Raw genomic sequence first — 16,571 nt, forward strand, 5'->3', positions numbered from 1 at the left:
GAAACGCTTCCTGCGACGGGAAACGCGGTGTGCTCGTGTTTCCCGTCGCGTACAGCGTTTATGCGTGAGGGGGTGGATGCCGCGGACGCGGTGCTGGCGTCGGCGCAGTGCCGCGGGGGCGACGGCAGGTATCAGGCCGGCGCGGAGCGGTGGCGGCGCCCGGCTGCGCCTCAGGCCCCGCTCAGGAGAGAACGGTGCGGGCGTCGTACCCTGTGCGAATGTCCTTTTCCGCTCACCGGCCCGGCCGTTTCGGCTCCGACGGCCGTATCGAGTTCACGACGGACGAGGAACGCGAGCAGTATCTCGACGACATCCTCGCCGCGCAGAACGCGGCGAACCGTCCCGCCGAACCACAGGATCACACTGCCGAGCCGTGGGGCGCGCCGCCCGCCGACGACGACCCACGCTCCTCCATCGCCGCCGACCCGAGCGATACCGATCCGCTCGACGTCGACGCCGCCGACGCCCGCGACACCGTCGTGATCGATCGCGCCGAGCGTGCGCGCGCCGACGACGAGACCGCGGTCCCGTCCGACGAGGCGCCCGAGCCCGCGGCATCCATCCCCGTGGCATCCGAGCCGCGCCAGCCCCGCCTGCGCCGACATGACCCGCGCCGCCCGCGCCTGTCTCTGATCCGCCGCATGGCCGTGCTCGGCGGCGCCGACAACGACGTGCTCGACGAGGTGCCCGAAGAGGTGCCGCGCTTCGTGCAGATGTTCCTCGTGCTCGCGGGAACCGCTCTCGTCTCGTCGCTGTCGATGATGTTCGCGCTGCTGACGGGCGTGCGGGTCAGCCTCTGGCTCGCGATCCCCCTCGCGATCGTGTGGGGCCTCATCATCTTCAACCTCGACCGCTTCCTCACCTCCACGATGCGTTCGACGAAGAACATCTTCCGGCTGCTCGGTCTCGCCATGCCCCGCGTGATCATGGCCGCTCTCATCGGCATCGTCGTGGCCGAGCCCCTGGTTCTGCAGGTGTTCCAGAACGACATCGTGCGCGAGGTCAACTCCACGAACGTCACGCAGGCCCTCACGGACCAGGATGCCGTCACCAACGGCCCCGAGAAGCAGGCGCTCGACGCCGCGAGCGCGCAGGTGTCGGCGCTCGAGAACCAGGCGGCGACCGGCATCGTGACCGGCACCTCGTCGACCTCGGCCGAATCCGCCGCTGCGCAGCAGAGCGTCGACCAGCTCACGCAGCAGCTCGCCGCCCAGCAGAGCGTGATCGACCAGGCGCGCGCCGTGTACCAGTGCGAGCTCACCGGCCAGGGCGCCGGAACGGTTCCGGGCTGCACCGGTGTCGCCGGCAACGGCGCGAGCTCCGATGCGGCGCAGGCGCAGCTCGCACAGGCGCAGTCGGCATACGACTCGCTGTCGACCCAGCTCGCGCAGGCGCAGTCGACGCTCGCCGCGGCGAACTCCGCCGGCGCCGAGGCCGCCGCGTCGTCCGCCGACCAGAACAAGCAGCAGGCCGAAGACCAGCTGCCCGCCGCTCGCGCCCAGTACGACTCGGCGCTCACGGCGTACAACGCGAGGGCGTCGTCGGTCGCCGACGGCAATGCGGGAGCGGTGGGTCTGCTGAGCCAGATCACGGCCCTCGAGCGCCTGTCGGATCGCGAGCCGACGCTGCGCTCGGCGCACTATCTGATCGCAGCGCTGTTCTTCATGATCGAGCTGCTGCCCGTGCTGGTGAAGGTGCTGACCGGCTTCGGCGGCCCTTCGCTCTACGAGAAGGCCGAGAAGATGCGTGGGCAGATCGCCCTCGACCGGGTGTCGGCCCGCACCTTCCGCAGGCGCGCCGACATCATCGCCGACGAGGCGAACCGCGTTCCGGCGACCGTCTCCTGATGGTCGTGTGGAGCGCGGGACTCCTGCTGTACCGGCTCGCGCCCGAGCCGCAGGTGTTCGTCGCGCACATGGGCGGCCCGTTCTGGGCGAAGAAGGACGCCGGCGCCTGGTCGATCCCGAAGGGCGAGTACGACCCCGACACCGAGGGGGCGCTGGATGCCGCCCGCCGCGAGTTCCGCGAGGAGCTCGGGGTCGATGCGCCCGAGGTCGAGTGGGCCGAACTCGGCACGTTCGCGTATTCGAGCGGCAAGAAGGTGGTCGTGTTCGCGGGTGACGGCGCCGGCTTCACGGCATCCGACTTCGCTTTCGGCACCTTCGAGATGGCGTGGCCACCCCGCTCGGGCAAGACCGCGACGTTCCCCGAGGTCGACCGCGCGGAGTGGATGGGGCTGGATGCCGCGCGCGAGGCGCTCGTGAAGGGGCAGCGCCCCGCGATCGAGGCGCTCGCCGTCGCCCTCGAGGGCCTGGGTGGCGATTGAGGCGCTCCCCGCTGGGGGTGGAGGTCGTGCGTAACTCCTGAGAAGCCGCGGCGCAGCCGGATATCCGCGCCGGTTCTCCCGGCGAACAGGCGGCCCCCTCCGCGCTTCTCAGGACTTGTGTACGCCCCGGCCATCCCCGGCGCGTGCCGCCTCCTTCGCCCGTGCCGCCGCTACCCGCGTGCCACCCCTCGGCCGCGCACGCCGCGGCGGCCGCCTCGATCGGGCCGTGGAATGGTGCGTAACTCCTGAACGGAGGCGGCCCCGTCTCCTCGGCGCCCCGGGATACAGGGCACAGCGCCCGGCGTGCGCCGTTCTCTCAGGAGTTACGCGCGGCGACCCTCCCCGCGCTGCCGCTCCGCCCGGGGCTCCGCATCGCCTTGGGCGCCCGCGCCCCGAACGCACGAGTGTCCAGAACACCCGGACGTTTCGAAAAATCGTCCGGGTGTTCTGGACACTCAAGAGGGGCTCGGGCCCGCGCGTCGCGGGACGCGAGCCCCGCGGCGCGACCCGCTTACGGGCGGATGAGGATTTTGCCGACGCGGGGCGCGTCGCTCGCGGTGACGGCTTCGACGATGTCGTCGAGACCGAAGGTGGCGGCGACGGGCAGGGTCAGGGTGCCGTCGGCGAGGTAGCGCGACAGCTCGCCGAAGAGGGCGCCGCGGGTCTCGGCATCCATCGTCTTGCTGACGACACTGCCCCAGAAGCCCTTCACGGTGGCCTGGCGGAAGATGAGGTCGCCGGCGCCGAGCTCCAGCTTGCCCGCGCCCATCGAACCGAAGATCACGAGGGTGCCGTTCTCGCTCAGCAGCGAGAGCACCTGGCCGGCGGCGGGGCCACCGACGGAGTCGACACCCGCGACGACCCGTCCGTCGCCCACGAGGGCGAGGGCCTGGTCGCGCCAGTCGTCGGCGTCGGTCGACACGACGTTGTCGATGCCCTGGGCGGCGAGCTCCTCGACGGCGCTCTGACGGCGCACGAGGCCGACGACGTTGACGCCGCGCGCCTTGGCGATCTGCGCGACCATGCGGCCGACGGCGCCGTTGGCGGTGTTCTGCACGATCCAGTCGCCGGCCTTCAGGTCGAGCGAGTGCAGCAGGCTGATGGCGCTGAAGGGCATCGAGACGAGCTGCGAGGCGACCTCGTCGCTCAGGCCCTCGGCGACGGGGATGAGGCCCGCGGCCTTGGCGACGACCTGCTCGGCCCACACCCCGAACGTGCCGCCGGTGGCGACGCGCTGGCCGACGGTCAGGTTCTCGACACCCTCGCCGAGTTCCTCGATGACGCCGACGGCCTCGGTGCCGGCGCGGGCGGGCAGCTCGGGCTTGAAGCCGTAGGTGCCGCGGATGGTCCACAGGTCGTGGTTGTGGATGGGCGACAGGAGCACGCGCAGGCGCACCTCGCCGGGGCCGGGGGTCGGGTTCTCGACCTCTTCGACGCCGACGACGTCGGCCGGCTCGCCGAACTGGTGGTGGATGACTGCGCGCATGGATTCCTCCTGTGGTTATTTTGTAACGACCGGTCTAATATAGACCTCGGGCCTGCGAATGCAACCCAAGACGTCAAGTGGCGAGAGAGAGAACATGGGCAGGATGCCGAGCTTCGAACGCTCCGCCGTCGTCGACGCCGCGCGCGACGTCTTCTGGCGCCGCGGGTACGCCGAGACGGGCATCGCCGAGCTCGAAGAGGCCACGGGCCTCACCCGCTCGAGCCTCTACAACGCCTTCGGCAGCAAACGCGGACTCTTCGACGCCGTCCTCTCGGCATACCTCGACGACGTCGTGCGCACGCGCCTCCGCCCCCTCGGCGGGGGAGACCCCGGCGCGCTCGAGGCCTACGTCGACGAGATGCGTTCGGCCATCGAGACCGACGCCCCGCGCGCGCGGCTCGGCTGCCTGCTGCTGAACGCGGGTTCGTCTCCGCTGGCGAGCGACGACGCCGAGGTGCGCACCCTCGTCTCGGACTACGCCGCCGAGATGCGCGCCGCGATCCGCTCGGCGGTCGCCGACCGGCGTCCGGATCTGACCCCGGATGCCGTGGACGCCCTCGCCGCGGTGTGCGCCTCGCTCGTGGTGGCCGGCCTCACCCTCGCGCGGGCCGATCGAGACGCGGCGCTGGCGACCCTGGCATCCGTCTCCTCGACCCTGGAGTCTTGGGGCTGAGTCGGCCCCCGGCGGTGTCAGCCCAGCTTCACGGCCGTGCCGTAGGCGACGACCTCCTGGAAGTTCTGCGCCACCTCGCTCGTGTCGAAGCGCATGGCGATGACCGCGTCGGCCCCGACGGCTTCGGCGGCCTCGACCAGGCGCTGCTTGGCTTCGTCGCGACTGTCCTGCAGCTGCTTGGTGAGGCCCTGGAGCTCACCGCCGAAGATCGACTTGAGTCCGGCGCCGAACTGCACGCCGATGTTGCGGGCGCGCACGGTCAGGCCGGTCACCTCGCCGTACACCTCGACGATCTGGCGGCCGGGGACATCGTTCATGGTCGTGACGAGCATGCGCCCAGTGTGGCAGGTGACGGGCCGCTCCGCGAGGGGTGAATCGAGCCGCTCTGTGTATACCTAGACGGCATGCGGGAGGCAATATATCCCCGTTTCGTCCGCGGATTGCATACACTGGAGCAATGACGGCGAGGGGGCAGCATGCGGGCGAGTGAACGCGCCTACGCGACCCTCCTCGACGAGATCCAGACCGGCACGCTGGCGCCGGGGACCGTCCTCGCCGAAGTGGAGCAGTCCACCCGCCTCGGAGTCAGCCGCACCCCTCTTCGCGAGGCGCTGCGCCGATTGGCATCCGACGGCCTCGTCGCTCAGGCTTCGGCCCGCGTGACCGTGGTCGCCGGCATCGACGCCGACGACATCCGCTCGCTCTTCGACCTGCGTCGGGCGCTCGAGACCGAGGCGGCGCGACTGGCCGCCCGGCGCGGCGATCGCGGGGAGTTCCGACGCCTCGCGACCGAGTTCGCCGCCGTCGACACCACCGACGCCGACGCGTACTACGCCCTGATCGCCCGCTTCGACGCCGCGATCGACGACGCCGTCGACAACGCCTATCTCTCCGCCGCGCTCCGGAGCGTGCGCACCCACCTCGTGCGGGTGCGGCGCATGGCGCGGGACAACCCCCTTCGCCTCTCGGCCTCGGCCGGGGAGCATGAACTGATCGCGAGAGCGATCGGCGCCGGCGACCCCGAACTCGCCGCCCACGCCGCCCATGTGCACCTGCACAACGCCCTCACCACCATCCTCGAAGCCCTCACGGAGGACCCCTCATGACGATCACCCACCACGTGCGCGTGCACCGCAGCGACGAGAACCTCGCCCGTGAGGGTCAGCTCGCCTGGGCCCTCGCGCGCGTCGCGGTCGACCCGGTGGCCGTCGACGACGACGTGACCGACATGATCGTCAACCGCCTCATCGACAACGCGGCCGTCGCCGCCGCCTCGATCACCCGTCAGCCCGTGAGCGCTGCGCGTCAGCAGGCTCTCGACCACGCCGTCTCGATCGGCGGACCGGGCGCCACGGTCTTCGGCTGCCTGCTCGAGCGCCGTACGAGCCCCGAGTGGGCGGCATGGGCGAACGGCGTGGCCGTGCGCGAACTCGACTACCACGACACCTTCCTCGCCGCGGACTACTCGCACCCCGGCGACAACATCCCGCCCGTGCTGGCCGTCGCCCAGCACACCGGTCGCGACGGCGCCGCCCTCGTGCGCGCTCTCGCCACGGCCTACGAGATCCAGATCGACCTCGTGCGCGCCATCTCGCTGCACAAGCACAAGATCGACCACGTCGCCCACCTCGGTCCCGCCGCGGCCGCCGGCATCGGTACCCTGCTCGACCTCGACCAGGAGACGATCTACCAGGCCATCGGCCAGGCCCTGCACACCACCACCGCCACCCGCCAGTCGCGTAAGGGCGAGATCTCGACGTGGAAGGCGCACGCTCCCGCCTTCGCCGGGAAGATGGCGATCGAGGCCGTCGACCGGGCGATGCGCGGTGAGACCAGCCCCTCCCCGATCTACGAGGGAGAGGACGGCGTGATCGCGTGGATGCTCGACGGCCCCGACGCCTCGTACGACGTGCCCCTTCCGGGTGAGGGCGAGAGCAAGCGCGGCATCCTGGACTCGTACACGAAGGAGCATTCGGCCGAGTACCAGGCGCAGGCCTGGATCGACCTGGCCCGTCGCCTCGGCACGGAGCGCCCCGATCTGCGCGACCCCGCGAACGTGGCATCCATCGTCCTGCACACCAGCCACCACACGCACTACGTCATCGGCTCGGGCGCGAACGATCCGCAGAAGTACGACCCCACCGCGTCGCGCGAGACGCTCGATCACTCGATCCCGTACATCTTCGCCGTCGCCCTGCAGGACGGCGCGTGGCACCACGTCGACTCCTACACCCCCGAGCGCGCGGGCCGCGAAGACACCGTCGCGCTGTGGCACAAGGTCACCACGGCCGAGGATGCCGAGTGGACGCGCCGCTACCACTCCGACGACCCGAACGAGAAGGCCTTCGGCGGTCGCGTCGTGATCACCCTGACCGACGGGTCGATCGTCGAAGACGAGATCGCCGTCGCCGATGCCCACCCGCTCGGCGCCCGGCCGTTCGCGCGCGAGGACTACGTGCGCAAGTTCCGGCTGCTCGCCGAGCCCGTGCTGCTGCCCGACGAGATCGAGCGCTTCCTCGAGCTCGTGCAGCGCCTGCCCGAGCTGACCCCGGCCGAGGTGATGCAGCTCACCATCGTGGCGAAGCCCGGCGTGCTGGCCCTGGCACCCGCGCCGAAGGGGCTGTTCTGATGCTCCACGCCCAGACCACCGCTCAGCAGAAGCGTCGCGCGCTGCGCGAGAAGCTGGCATCCGGTGAACTCGTCCGGATGCCGGGAGCCTTCAACCCGCTGTCGGCCCGACTCATCGAGCGCAAGGGCTTCGACGGCGTCTACATCTCGGGCGCGGTGATCTCGGCCGACCTGGGTCTGCCCGACATCGGCCTCACGACCCTCACCGAGGTCGCGGGTCGCGGTCAGCAGATCGCGCGCATGACGGAGCTGCCGGCGATCATCGACGCCGACACCGGGTTCGGCGAGCCGATGAACGTCGCCCGCACGATCCAGACCCTCGAAGACGCGGGGCTTGCGGGCACCCACATCGAGGACCAGGTCAACCCGAAGCGCTGCGGCCACCTCGACGGCAAGAGCGTGGTCGACGCCGACACCGCGGTCAAACGCATCCGCGCCGCGGTCGATGCCCGCCGCGACCCCGACTTCCTGATCATGGCGCGCACCGACGTGCGGGCGGTGGAGGGACTGGATGCCGCCATCGACCGCGCGAAAGCCCTGGTCGACGCGGGCGCCGACGCGATCTTCCCCGAGGCGATGCGCGACCTCGCAGAGTTCGAGGCGATGCGCTCGGCGCTCGACGTGCCGATCCTGGCGAACATGACCGAGTTCGGCAAGAGCGAGCTGTTCTCGACGCAGCAGTTGCAAGACGCCGGGGTGAACCTGGTGATCTGGCCGGTGTCGCTGCTCCGACTCGCGATGGGCGCGGCGGGCCGCGGCCTCGACGCCCTGGCATCCGAGGGTCACCTTCGCGACCAGCTGAGCGAGATGCAGCACCGCGCCGACCTGTACGACCTCATCGACTACGAGGGCTACACCCGCTTCGACGCCGACGTGTTCGATTTCACCGTCGAACGCTGACGCGGCCGCACACGAGCACGACTCAAGGGAGAGACGATGACCGACATCAAGAAGGGCCTCGCCGGGGTCACGGTCGACGAGACCGCCGTCAGCAAGGTGAACCCCGAGACCAACAGCCTGCTGTACCGCGGTTACCCCGTGCAGGAGCTCGCCGCCACCCAGCCGTTCGAAGCGGTCGCGTACCTGCTGTGGAACGGGGAGCTTCCGGATGCCGCGCAGCTCGCCGACCTGCGCCGGACCGAGCGTGCGCACCGCGCGTTGAGCGACGACGTCCGCGCCGCGATCGACCTTCTGCCCACGAGCGCCCACCCGATGGATGAGGTACGCACGGCCGTGAGCGTGATCGGCGCGCGCGAGACCGCGGGGATCTCGAACGTGATGGATGCCGTGGGCACGCCCGAACAGAATCTCGAGCGCTCGATCCGCCTGTGGGCGCAGCTGCCCGCCGTGGTCGCGTACGGTCAGCGTCGCCGCCGCGGAGAGGAGCTGGTCGAGCCCCGCGACGACCTCGACTATGCGGCGAACTTCCTCTGGATGACCTTCGGCGAGGAGGCCGACGAGGTCGTCGTCGATGCGTTCAACCGCTCGACGATCCTGTACGCCGAGCACTCCTTCAACGCCTCGACCTTCACCGCTCGCGTCATCGCTTCGACCCTCAGCGATCTGTACTCCGCGGTCGTCGGCGCGATCGGCGCTCTCAAGGGTCCCCTGCACGGCGGGGCGAACGAGGCCGTGCTGCACGTGTTCACCGAGATCGGCTCGGCCGAGAACGTCGGGCCGTGGCTCGACACCGCCCTCGCCGACAAGCGCAAGATCATGGGCTTCGGTCACCGCGTCTACAAGCGCGGCGACTCGCGTGTGCCGACGATGAAGGCCGCCCTCGACACGCTCGTCGAGCACTACGGTCGTCCCGACGTCGCCGCCCTCTACGCCGCGCTCGAGTCGCAGTTCGTCGAGCGCAAGGGCATCTACCCGAACCTCGACTACCCCTCGGGTCCGGCCTACGACCTGATGGGTTTCGACACGCTCACCTTCACCCCCCTCTTCGTCGCCGCGCGCGTGACCGGCTGGACCGCGCACATCCGCGAGCAGCAGGCGTCGAACGCCCTCATCCGCCCCCTCTCGGAATACGTCGGTCCCGACGAGCGCCACGTCGAGGGCTACGTCCCGGATGCCGCCGACGTCGAGGCCCAGGAGCGCCCCGAGGAAGCGGCCGGCTGATGTCGTCTCCGAAGATCGTTCTGGTCTCGGGCGCCCGCACGCCCATCGGCTCGTTCGGCGGAGCGCTCTCGGGCGTGGACGCCTACGAGCTCGGCGCGGTCGCCGTCACCGAGGCCCTGCGTCGCGCCGGCGTCGAGAAAGGCGCGGTCGACGAGGTCGTGATGGGCTGCATCGCCCAGAACGGGCCCGATGCCTACAACGCCCGTCGCGTTGCGCTCGCCGCGGGCCTTCCCACGCGCGTGCCCGCGTTCACGGTGAATCGCCTCTGCGGTTCGGGTCTGCAGGCGATCTGGTCGGCCGCCCAGGAGCTTCGCTGGGGCGGGATCGACGTCGCCGTGGCCGGTGGCGACGAGAGCATGTCGCGCACGCCCTTCCTCGAGTACGGTGCCCGCGGCAACGCACGGCTCGGCGATCGGCAGCTCCTCGACGGCACGCTCGCGATCCTCGCCGACCCCTTCAGCGGCCGGCACATGGGCACGACGGCCGAGGTCGTGGCATCCCGATACTCCGTCTCGCGGACGCAGCAGGACGCCTTCGCCGTCGAGAGCCAGCGCAGAGCGGCGACGGATGCCGCGCGCGCGGCCTTCGCGGAAGAGATCGTGCCGGTGACCACCGGCGGCCGCACGCCCGTCGAGGTCTCGGTCGACGAGCACCCGCGTCCGGGGACGACCCTGCAGGCCCTCGCGGACCTGCGCCCGGCGTTCGAGAAGGACGGATCGGTCACGGCCGGCAACTCGTCGGGCATCAACGACGGCGCCGCGGCTACCGTGCTGATGCGCGAGGACGACGTGCGCGACCGCGGTCTGTCGGGGCTCGCGACGCTCGAGGCCGTGACCACCGCCGGCGTCGACCCCGAGATCATGGGCTACGCGCCCGTCATCGCGCTGCAGCGGCTGTGGGAGCAGACCGGGCTCAGACCGGCCGACGTCGACGTGATCGAGCTGAACGAGGCCTTCGCCGCCCAAGCGGTGGCGGTGATCCGCGACGCGGGCCTCGACCCCGAGAAGGTGAACCCCTACGGCGGCGCGATCGCCCTCGGCCACCCGGTCGGTGCGACGGGCGCGATCCTCACGGTGCGCGCGGCCCTCGATCTGCGCCGTCGCGACCTGGAGTACGCCGTCGTGACGATGTGCATCGGCGGCGGACAGGCCCTGGCCGCGCTGCTGCGGCGGTACTGAGTCGGGTTTCGCCCTCACCAGGCGGGCCGTCCCGCGGAGTTCGTCGGCGACATGCCGGGTCGGCGGGCTGGTGGGCGGTGTGTCGGGGGTGGGGTCCGCGGGACGGCCCGCCCAGGGCGATGCGGGCCGCGGCGCGGGGGCATCAGGTGTGCGCCGGGCGGACCAGGAACACGTCGACCTCGTCCTCGGAGTCGAGGGTGAATCCGGCGCGCTCGTAGAGGCGGCGGGCGGGGCTGCCCTGCAGCACGTTCAGGCGCGTCGGGCCGTCCCACGGTTCCGCCAGCACGCGAGAGAGGACCTCGCCGCCCACGCCCCGACCCTGCAGAGCGGATGCCAGGTAGAAATGCTCGATCCAGCGCGACGCCCCGTCGGTGCGGACGGTGAGAGAACCGGCATCCGCCCCGTCGACGACGATGATGCGCGTGTGTTCGGGACGGAACCCGGTGCGCAGGCGCTCGCGGACGCGATGCTCGTCGAAGCGGCCGAGGCGCTCGAGGTCGGCGCGCAACACCTCGGCGCGCAGCTCGACGAGCCAGGTGATGTCGGCGGGCACGCTCGGCCGGAGGCGGATGTCCATGCGTCGAGTCTAGGAATCGCGACGTGGACGGGCCCGCGATACTGGGCGTATGAGCGTGTTCCTTCTCGGTGGCGGGCGCGATGTCACGCGCTGCGGCGACCTGCTGCGTCCCTTCGTCCGCGAGGCGCGCGAGCGCGCAGGCGAGCGCGCTCCGGTGATCGCGCTGCTGCTCGTGCTCGAGGCCGAAGACGACACCAGGATCGCCCTCCACCGCGCCATGTTGGACGCAGCGCAGGCGGTGCCCGCCGAGATCCGCGTCAAGACGATCGTTGAGGGCGAAGTCTTCGATGCCTCGGCGCTCGCCGCCGACGCGCTGTTCGTCGGCGGCGGCCTCACCCCGGCCTACCTGGATGCTTTCGCGCAGATCCGGGATGCCGTGATCGCGCGTGTCCGCGAGGGGATGCCGTACGCCGGGTTCTCCGCCGGCTCCGTGATCGCCGCCGGTCCGGCGCTGGTCGGCGGATACCGTCTGGGCGGGGTCGAGGTCGTGTCGGAGAACGCCGGCGAGGAACTCGACGAGCTCGAGGTCCGCGCGGGCCTCGGACTGCTGGACTTCGCCGTCGATGTGCACGCCGCCCAGTGGGGGACCCTTTCTCGTCTGGTCGCCGCGGTCGATGCCGGGCTCGTCTCCGACGGCGTGGCGATCGACGAGCACACGGCCCTGGTGATCTCGGCACAGGCGGCCCCGGCCGTCCGCGGCGGCGGGCAGGTCTGGCGCGTGGAGTCCTCGGCATCCGGAGTCCACGTCCAGGTGCTCCGCGCCTGAGGCGCCGCGCTCGTCGCGAGCCGCCGGGATCTGTCTCTCGCGCGAGTCCTGACGCGGCGGAGTCCGGCGATTCCTGCACGCAACGGCCCCCACCCCGAGGGGTGAGGGCCGTTGCGGAATCCGCGCGTCAGGCGGTGCGGCGGCGACGCAGGGCGAAGGCGAGACCGCCCGCGACCACGAGGAAGCCGCCCGCGAGGGCGATGCCCCACGGCGCTTGCGCGCCCGTCGCCGCCAGGGCCCCCTTACGGACCACCTCGACCGCGAGAGCGGGGAGCACGGTGCCGTCGGCGCGCTTGATGACCACCGTGTGCGCCCCGGGTTCGAGAGTCGCGGGCACGTTCACCCGGAAGGTCACGGTGCCGGAGGCATCTGCGGCCGGGATGCCGGTGATCACGATCGGCGTGCTGTTGAGCGTGGCCGTCAGCTGCTCGCCGGCGTTCAGCCCCGAGACGGTGACGGTGAACGACCCGCCCTGCTCGACGCGCGCCGCGCTCGCCGTGATGCGCGCCGAGGTCGACGGCGAAGCCGTGGGGCTGCCGGTGGGCTGACCCGTGGGGTTGGCGGTGGGCGTCGGCTTCGGCGTGCCTTCGTCGACCGGCGTCGAACCGACCAGGTACGCCCGGCCGAGAGGTGAGGGCGCGATGGTCTTCTTCGCGGTGAAGAAGTCGACCGTGGCCTGCAGGTCGATCTGGCCCGAGTCGGCCTTGTTCGTGCCCTGCGCGAAGACGCCGAAGTTGTCGCCTCCCGCCGCGAGGAAGGAGTTGGTCACGACGCGGTACGAGGTCGTCGCGCCGATGGGCGTTCCGTTCAGTGCGATCGATGAGATCCGCGAGCCCTCGGCCGCCTTCGGGTCGTACTGGAAGGTGAAGCCCTTCGAGACGCCGAGCGCGAGCACCGGGCGAGCCGCACCCGACGGCTGCCACTGCTGCTCGAGCACCTGCTTCAGCTGCGCGCCGGTGAGCGACAGCGTCACCAGCGTGTTGCCGAAGGGCTGCACGTTGGCCGCCTCGCGGTACGACACGGAGCCGTTGTCGGAGCCGTAGAGCAGGTCGGCCCGCAGACCGCCGGGGTTCATGAACGCGATCTGCGCGTCCTGCCCGTTGAACGAGGGGTTCTCGCTCGTGGCCCAGAGGTACACGTCCGCGACGGTGTTGCCGAGCGTGGAGTACGCACCGCGATCCTCACCACCCGAGCTGTTCTTCGCGCGCGTGATGTCAGCGGTGATCGTGCCGACCTCGACCTTGCCCTTCGTGTCGGCGGTGGCCTTGGCATCCGCGACGACCTTCGCCGCGGCGGCCTGGGGGTAGGCGATGTACTGGCCCACGGTGGAGTCGTAGAGCGAGCGCACGCCGGGCGCGATCGAGACGAGCTTGCCGGTGGCATCCAGATCGATGTCGAGCGTGCCGAGGTTCGTGCCGTACGAGCCGGTCTGGATGACCGAGCGGCCCCCGATGGTGCACGAGTACTTCTGGTGCGTGTGCGCCGAGACGATCGCGTTGACGTCGGCGGAGGCACCGCGCACGACGGCGCCGAAGTCGCTGGATTCGGTCGCGATCGTGGTGCAGTCCGTGCTCTCCGAGCCGTCGTGGACCAGCACGATGACGATGTCGGCACCTGCCGCGCGGGCGTTCTTCGCCTCGCGGTTCACGGCCTCGGTCTCGTCGCCGAACTCGATGTCGGTGATCTTCGAGGGGTCGACCATGCCGGCCGTCTGCGGAGTGACGGTGCCGACGAAGGCGACCTTCGTGCTGCCGACCTGCTTGATCGTGTAGGGCTTGAGGGCGGGGGTGTTCGTGCCCTTCTTGTAGACGTTCGCGCCGAGAGCGAAGTCGCTCGATGCTCCCGTGTTGCCGCCGTAGGTGGGAATGACCCGCTCGGTCAGGTCGGCGAAGCCGCGGTCGAACTCGTGGTTGCCCACCGCGCTGACGTCGAGCGTCGCGGCTTTGAGGGCCTTGATGGTCGGGGTGTCCTGGTCGATGAACGACTCGAAGGCGCTCGCGCCGATGTTGTCGCCGGCCGAGACGAACAGGGTGTTCGGGTTCTGCTGGCGGTACTTCTCGACGGCGCCGGCGAGCACCGCGGCCCCGGCGACGCCACCGGTCTCCTGCAGCAGGCGCCCGTGGAAGTCGTTGATCGTGAGGATCTGCAGGTCGGGGGTCTTCGGCTTCGTCGGACGCACCTCGAACACGGTCGTGGTGCCCGAGACCTCGTTGCCCGTGACCAGCAGCGGCACGCCGGTGGGCGAGCGCAGGGCTGACACGAAGGTGATGCCCTCGGGGCCGAGGTCACCGGACGCGGCGAAGTCGATCGTGTCGTCCGCCTTCGTGGTGTTGACGTTGCGGTTGTTGACGTAGGTGACGTAGCTCGCCTTCGTCGGGTCGGTGATGTCGTAGACCATCACGCCGCCCGCGCGCTCGAGGCCGATGAAGGCGTAGGTGCGGCCGTCTACGACGCCGATGGTGACGTTCTCGGGCTCGGGGCCCTTGTCGTCGCTGCGGTCGTCGAGGGTGTTGTTGTCGTTCGAGACGTTGAACAGCTGCGGGGCGACGTTCTTGAGCTTCTGCTCGAACTGGTCGCCCGAGTCGAAGACGAGAGCGCCCTTGGTGTCCCAGATCGAGAAGGAGCGCCCGCCGTAGGCGTAGAGCTCGCTGTAGCAGCCGTCCGCTGTCTTGCCGAGGTCCGTGACGACCTTGAGGCGACCGGCGGCGTCATTGGCGGTCTGGCCCGCGAGCGGGCTCGAGGCGCAGATGGGCGCCAGGCCGTTCTTGCCGAAGGCGTTGATGCGCGCCTCGTCGTCGAAGGAGCCCCACTTGCGCCCGTCGCCCTCGTTGGCGGTGACGAGGTAGGTCGTGGCCTTGCCGTTGGTGTTCGCCGAGTACGAGGCGATTCCGTCGGGCATGTAGAGGCCCTTGAGCCCAGCGACGGTGTGGATGCTCTCGGCGGCCGTCGTGCCGTCTTTGTCGCTCGGGTCGAGTCCGACGGTGCCCCAATCCTTGTAGCCCAAAGGCAGGATGCCGGTCACCTCGGCCTTCGTGAGATCCACCGTCGCAACGGCGTTGTTCTCCTGCAGGGTGACGTAGGCCACCGTGCCGTCGGTGGTGATGTACTCGGGTTCGAGGTTGCGCGAGACGCGGTTGGTCGACAGGGTCGCCGGGTCCTGGCCCGGGGCGGCCACGTCGGGGCCGAAGACGCGCACCTTCGCATCGAGCGTCTTCGTGCCGCCCGGCTCGAAGGCGCGGAACCCGGCGGTCTTGACCGCGCTCTGCGCGGGGGCGGCGAGAGCGGAAGACACCGCGACGACGCTGACCGAGCCCTCGGGGTCGACCGAGAAGTCCGCCGCCGGCTCGCCCTCGTTGGCGACGACGACGTACGAGCCGTCCTTCGAGAACGTCACCATGTCGGGCAGGGCGCCGACGGTGACCTCGCCGAGCTTCGCACTCGCGGCATCCGACTTGTTGGCGTCGAAGAAGACGAGGTGACCGGGGTCGGTCTTCGTCCTGGCCTCGAAGGCGATCACGCCGAGACCGTCGTCGCGGACGGCGACCGAGTTGGCGACACCGTTCGACGAGATGTCGAACAGCTTGACGGGCTTTTTGGGATCGCTGTTGTCGAGCACCGTCACGGTGCCGGCCTGCGCGTTGACGACGAACAGGCGGTCGCGGTAGGCCTGCACGATCTCGGCGGCCGACTCCTTGTAGACGCCGGTGTCGTACGAGCCGACCGGGGTCACGCTGATCGCGGCGTCGGAGACGCTGTTCGAGACGGGCTGCGAAACGATCGCGGCGGATGCCGCGGTGGTACTCGACAGGGCGAGAGCGCACACCGCCGCGGTCGTCGCGGTGAACGCGGCGGCGCGGCGAAGGAAGGTCGAAGGCATGGCTGTGTCCTCGGATTCGGGTGGGGGAGCGACCCGCGCGGGCGGCGCGATCCTGTGGATTTTGCCTGGAGTTCGTGACGACCCGGTGAACGGGGAGGGAACGCGACGGCCGTGAACCGTCATCGGCCCGTCGGGACGGACGCGGTCGTACGCTCGTCGCATGACCGAGAACGCGCCCGCGGCGACGCCCCCGGGGCCCCACTCCGATGAGCCCCATCGCCAGGGGCTCTCGCAGAGACTGAACTGGTTGCGCGCCGGCGTGCTCGGCGCCAACGACGGCATCGTCTCGACGGCCGCGGTCGTGGTCGGTGTCGCGGGGGCCATGAGCGACACCGGTCCGGTGCTGATCGCGGGCCTCGCCGCCCTCGTCGGTGGGGCCATCTCGATGGCGCTCGGCGAGTACGTCTCGGTCTCGAGCCAGCGCGACAGCGAGCACGCCCTCATCCAGAAAGAGAGGCGTGAGCTCGCCGATGACCCCGAGGCCGAACTCGCCGAGCTCGTGGGCATGTACGAGGCCCAGGGGCTCTCGCGTGACACGGCGACGCGCGTGGCGAACGAGCTCACGGCATCCGACGCCCTCAAGGCCCACCTCTCGGTCGAGCTCAACATCGACGCAGAGGATGTCGTGAGCCCGTGGGCCGCGGCCTTCGCCTCGGCGGTCGCCTTCACCATCGGCGCGCTGCTGCCGCTCGCGACGATCCTGCTGGCGCCGGTCGAGATCCGCGTTCCGCTCACCTTCGTCGCCGTGCTCATCGCGCTCGCGATCACGGGCTACGTCGCCGCCGTGCTCGGTGGGGCGCGGCGCGGGCGGGCGGTGCTGCGCACGGTGGTCGGCGGTGCGCTCGCGCTCGCCGCGACCTACGCGGTCGGCGCGTTGTTCGGGGTCTCCGCCTCGTAGTCGGTACCTCTATCAATTAGTAGGACGTCCAGGTAATCTGA

At 70.6% G+C, this 16,571-nt stretch carries 14 protein-coding genes; 10 read left to right on the forward strand and 4 right to left on the reverse strand.

What is annotated here, in order from left to right; genetic code table 11:
* Window positions 1–218: 218 nt before the first annotated feature.
* Complete coding sequence (locus AB6V29_RS15505) at window positions 219–1,847, forward strand: DUF4407 domain-containing protein (RefSeq protein WP_369359749.1); 1,629 nt, start codon at window positions 219–221, stop codon at window positions 1,845–1,847.
* A complete protein-coding gene (locus tag AB6V29_RS15510; protein ID WP_307313546.1) occupies window positions 1,847–2,326 on the forward strand; it encodes an NUDIX domain-containing protein in 480 nt (159 codons plus the stop codon). The genes AB6V29_RS15505 and AB6V29_RS15510 overlap by 1 nt, the downstream gene beginning before the upstream one ends.
* A 511-nt stretch (window positions 2,327–2,837) precedes the next feature.
* On the opposite strand, the gene AB6V29_RS15515 is transcribed toward AB6V29_RS15510, so the two are convergent.
* Window positions 2,838–3,812 carry a zinc-binding dehydrogenase gene (locus AB6V29_RS15515; protein WP_210076023.1) on the reverse strand — a complete coding sequence of 325 codons (975 nt, stop codon included), beginning with the start codon at window positions 3,810–3,812 and terminating at the stop codon, window positions 2,838–2,840.
* Window positions 3,813–3,915: 103 nt separating this feature from the next.
* Between AB6V29_RS15515 and AB6V29_RS15520 the strand changes: the two genes are divergently transcribed.
* Window positions 3,916–4,485, forward strand: coding sequence for a TetR/AcrR family transcriptional regulator (locus AB6V29_RS15520; protein ID WP_369359752.1), 570 nt, complete (start codon window positions 3,916–3,918; stop codon window positions 4,483–4,485).
* Window positions 4,486–4,502: 17 nt separating this feature from the next.
* Here AB6V29_RS15520 and AB6V29_RS15525 read toward each other — a convergent pair whose 3' ends face one another.
* Window positions 4,503–4,817 carry a YbjQ family protein gene (locus tag AB6V29_RS15525; RefSeq protein WP_210076028.1) on the reverse strand — a complete coding sequence of 105 codons (315 nt, stop codon included), beginning with the start codon at window positions 4,815–4,817 and terminating at the stop codon, window positions 4,503–4,505.
* A 144-nt stretch (window positions 4,818–4,961) separates the two neighbouring features.
* Between AB6V29_RS15525 and AB6V29_RS15530 the strand changes: the two genes are divergently transcribed.
* From AB6V29_RS15530 to AB6V29_RS15550, 5 genes are read left to right on the forward strand one after another with little or no spacing between them, the layout of a single operon-like run.
* Window positions 4,962–5,591 carry a GntR family transcriptional regulator gene (locus AB6V29_RS15530; RefSeq protein WP_369359755.1) on the forward strand — a complete coding sequence of 210 codons (630 nt, stop codon included), beginning with the start codon at window positions 4,962–4,964 and terminating at the stop codon, window positions 5,589–5,591.
* Window positions 5,588–7,114: an MmgE/PrpD family protein gene (locus AB6V29_RS15535; protein ID WP_369359757.1), complete on the forward strand. Its 1,527-nt coding sequence runs from the start codon at window positions 5,588–5,590 to the stop codon at window positions 7,112–7,114. The genes AB6V29_RS15530 and AB6V29_RS15535 overlap by 4 nt, the downstream gene beginning before the upstream one ends.
* Window positions 7,114–8,013, forward strand: coding sequence for a methylisocitrate lyase (prpB, locus tag AB6V29_RS15540; RefSeq protein WP_369359759.1), 900 nt, complete (start codon window positions 7,114–7,116; stop codon window positions 8,011–8,013). The genes AB6V29_RS15535 and prpB overlap by 1 nt, the downstream gene beginning before the upstream one ends.
* Window positions 8,014–8,049: 36 nt before the next feature.
* Window positions 8,050–9,234 carry a bifunctional 2-methylcitrate synthase/citrate synthase gene (locus tag AB6V29_RS15545; protein WP_369359761.1) on the forward strand — a complete coding sequence of 395 codons (1,185 nt, stop codon included), beginning with the start codon at window positions 8,050–8,052 and terminating at the stop codon, window positions 9,232–9,234.
* A complete protein-coding gene (locus AB6V29_RS15550; protein WP_369359763.1) occupies window positions 9,234–10,412 on the forward strand; it encodes a thiolase family protein in 1,179 nt (392 codons plus the stop codon). Before AB6V29_RS15545 ends, AB6V29_RS15550 begins: the two co-directional genes overlap by 1 nt.
* A 142-nt stretch (window positions 10,413–10,554) precedes the next feature.
* On the opposite strand, the gene AB6V29_RS15555 is transcribed toward AB6V29_RS15550, so the two are convergent.
* Window positions 10,555–10,989, reverse strand: coding sequence for an N-acetyltransferase family protein (locus AB6V29_RS15555; protein WP_369359765.1), 435 nt, complete (start codon window positions 10,987–10,989; stop codon window positions 10,555–10,557).
* Window positions 10,990–11,038: 49 nt separating this feature from the next.
* Between AB6V29_RS15555 and AB6V29_RS15560 the strand changes: the two genes are divergently transcribed.
* Entirely contained in the window at window positions 11,039–11,755 is a 717-nt protein-coding gene (locus AB6V29_RS15560; protein ID WP_369359767.1) for a Type 1 glutamine amidotransferase-like domain-containing protein, read from the forward strand.
* A 127-nt stretch (window positions 11,756–11,882) separates the two neighbouring features.
* Here AB6V29_RS15560 and AB6V29_RS15565 read toward each other — a convergent pair whose 3' ends face one another.
* The gene (locus AB6V29_RS15565; RefSeq protein WP_369359769.1) at window positions 11,883–15,632 is read right to left on the reverse strand and encodes a choice-of-anchor I family protein; all 3,750 of its coding nucleotides are present in this window, start codon (window positions 15,630–15,632) and stop codon (window positions 11,883–11,885) included.
* A 160-nt stretch (window positions 15,633–15,792) separates the two neighbouring features.
* On the opposite strand from AB6V29_RS15565, the gene AB6V29_RS15570 reads away from it, so the two are divergent.
* Window positions 15,793–16,530: a VIT family protein gene (locus AB6V29_RS15570; RefSeq protein ID WP_369359771.1), complete on the forward strand. Its 738-nt coding sequence runs from the start codon at window positions 15,793–15,795 to the stop codon at window positions 16,528–16,530.
* Window positions 16,531–16,571 lie beyond the last annotated feature (41 nt).

The organism is Microbacterium sp. 20-116 (genome assembly GCF_041079415.1).
Taxonomy (GTDB): domain Bacteria; phylum Actinomycetota; class Actinomycetes; order Actinomycetales; family Microbacteriaceae; genus Microbacterium.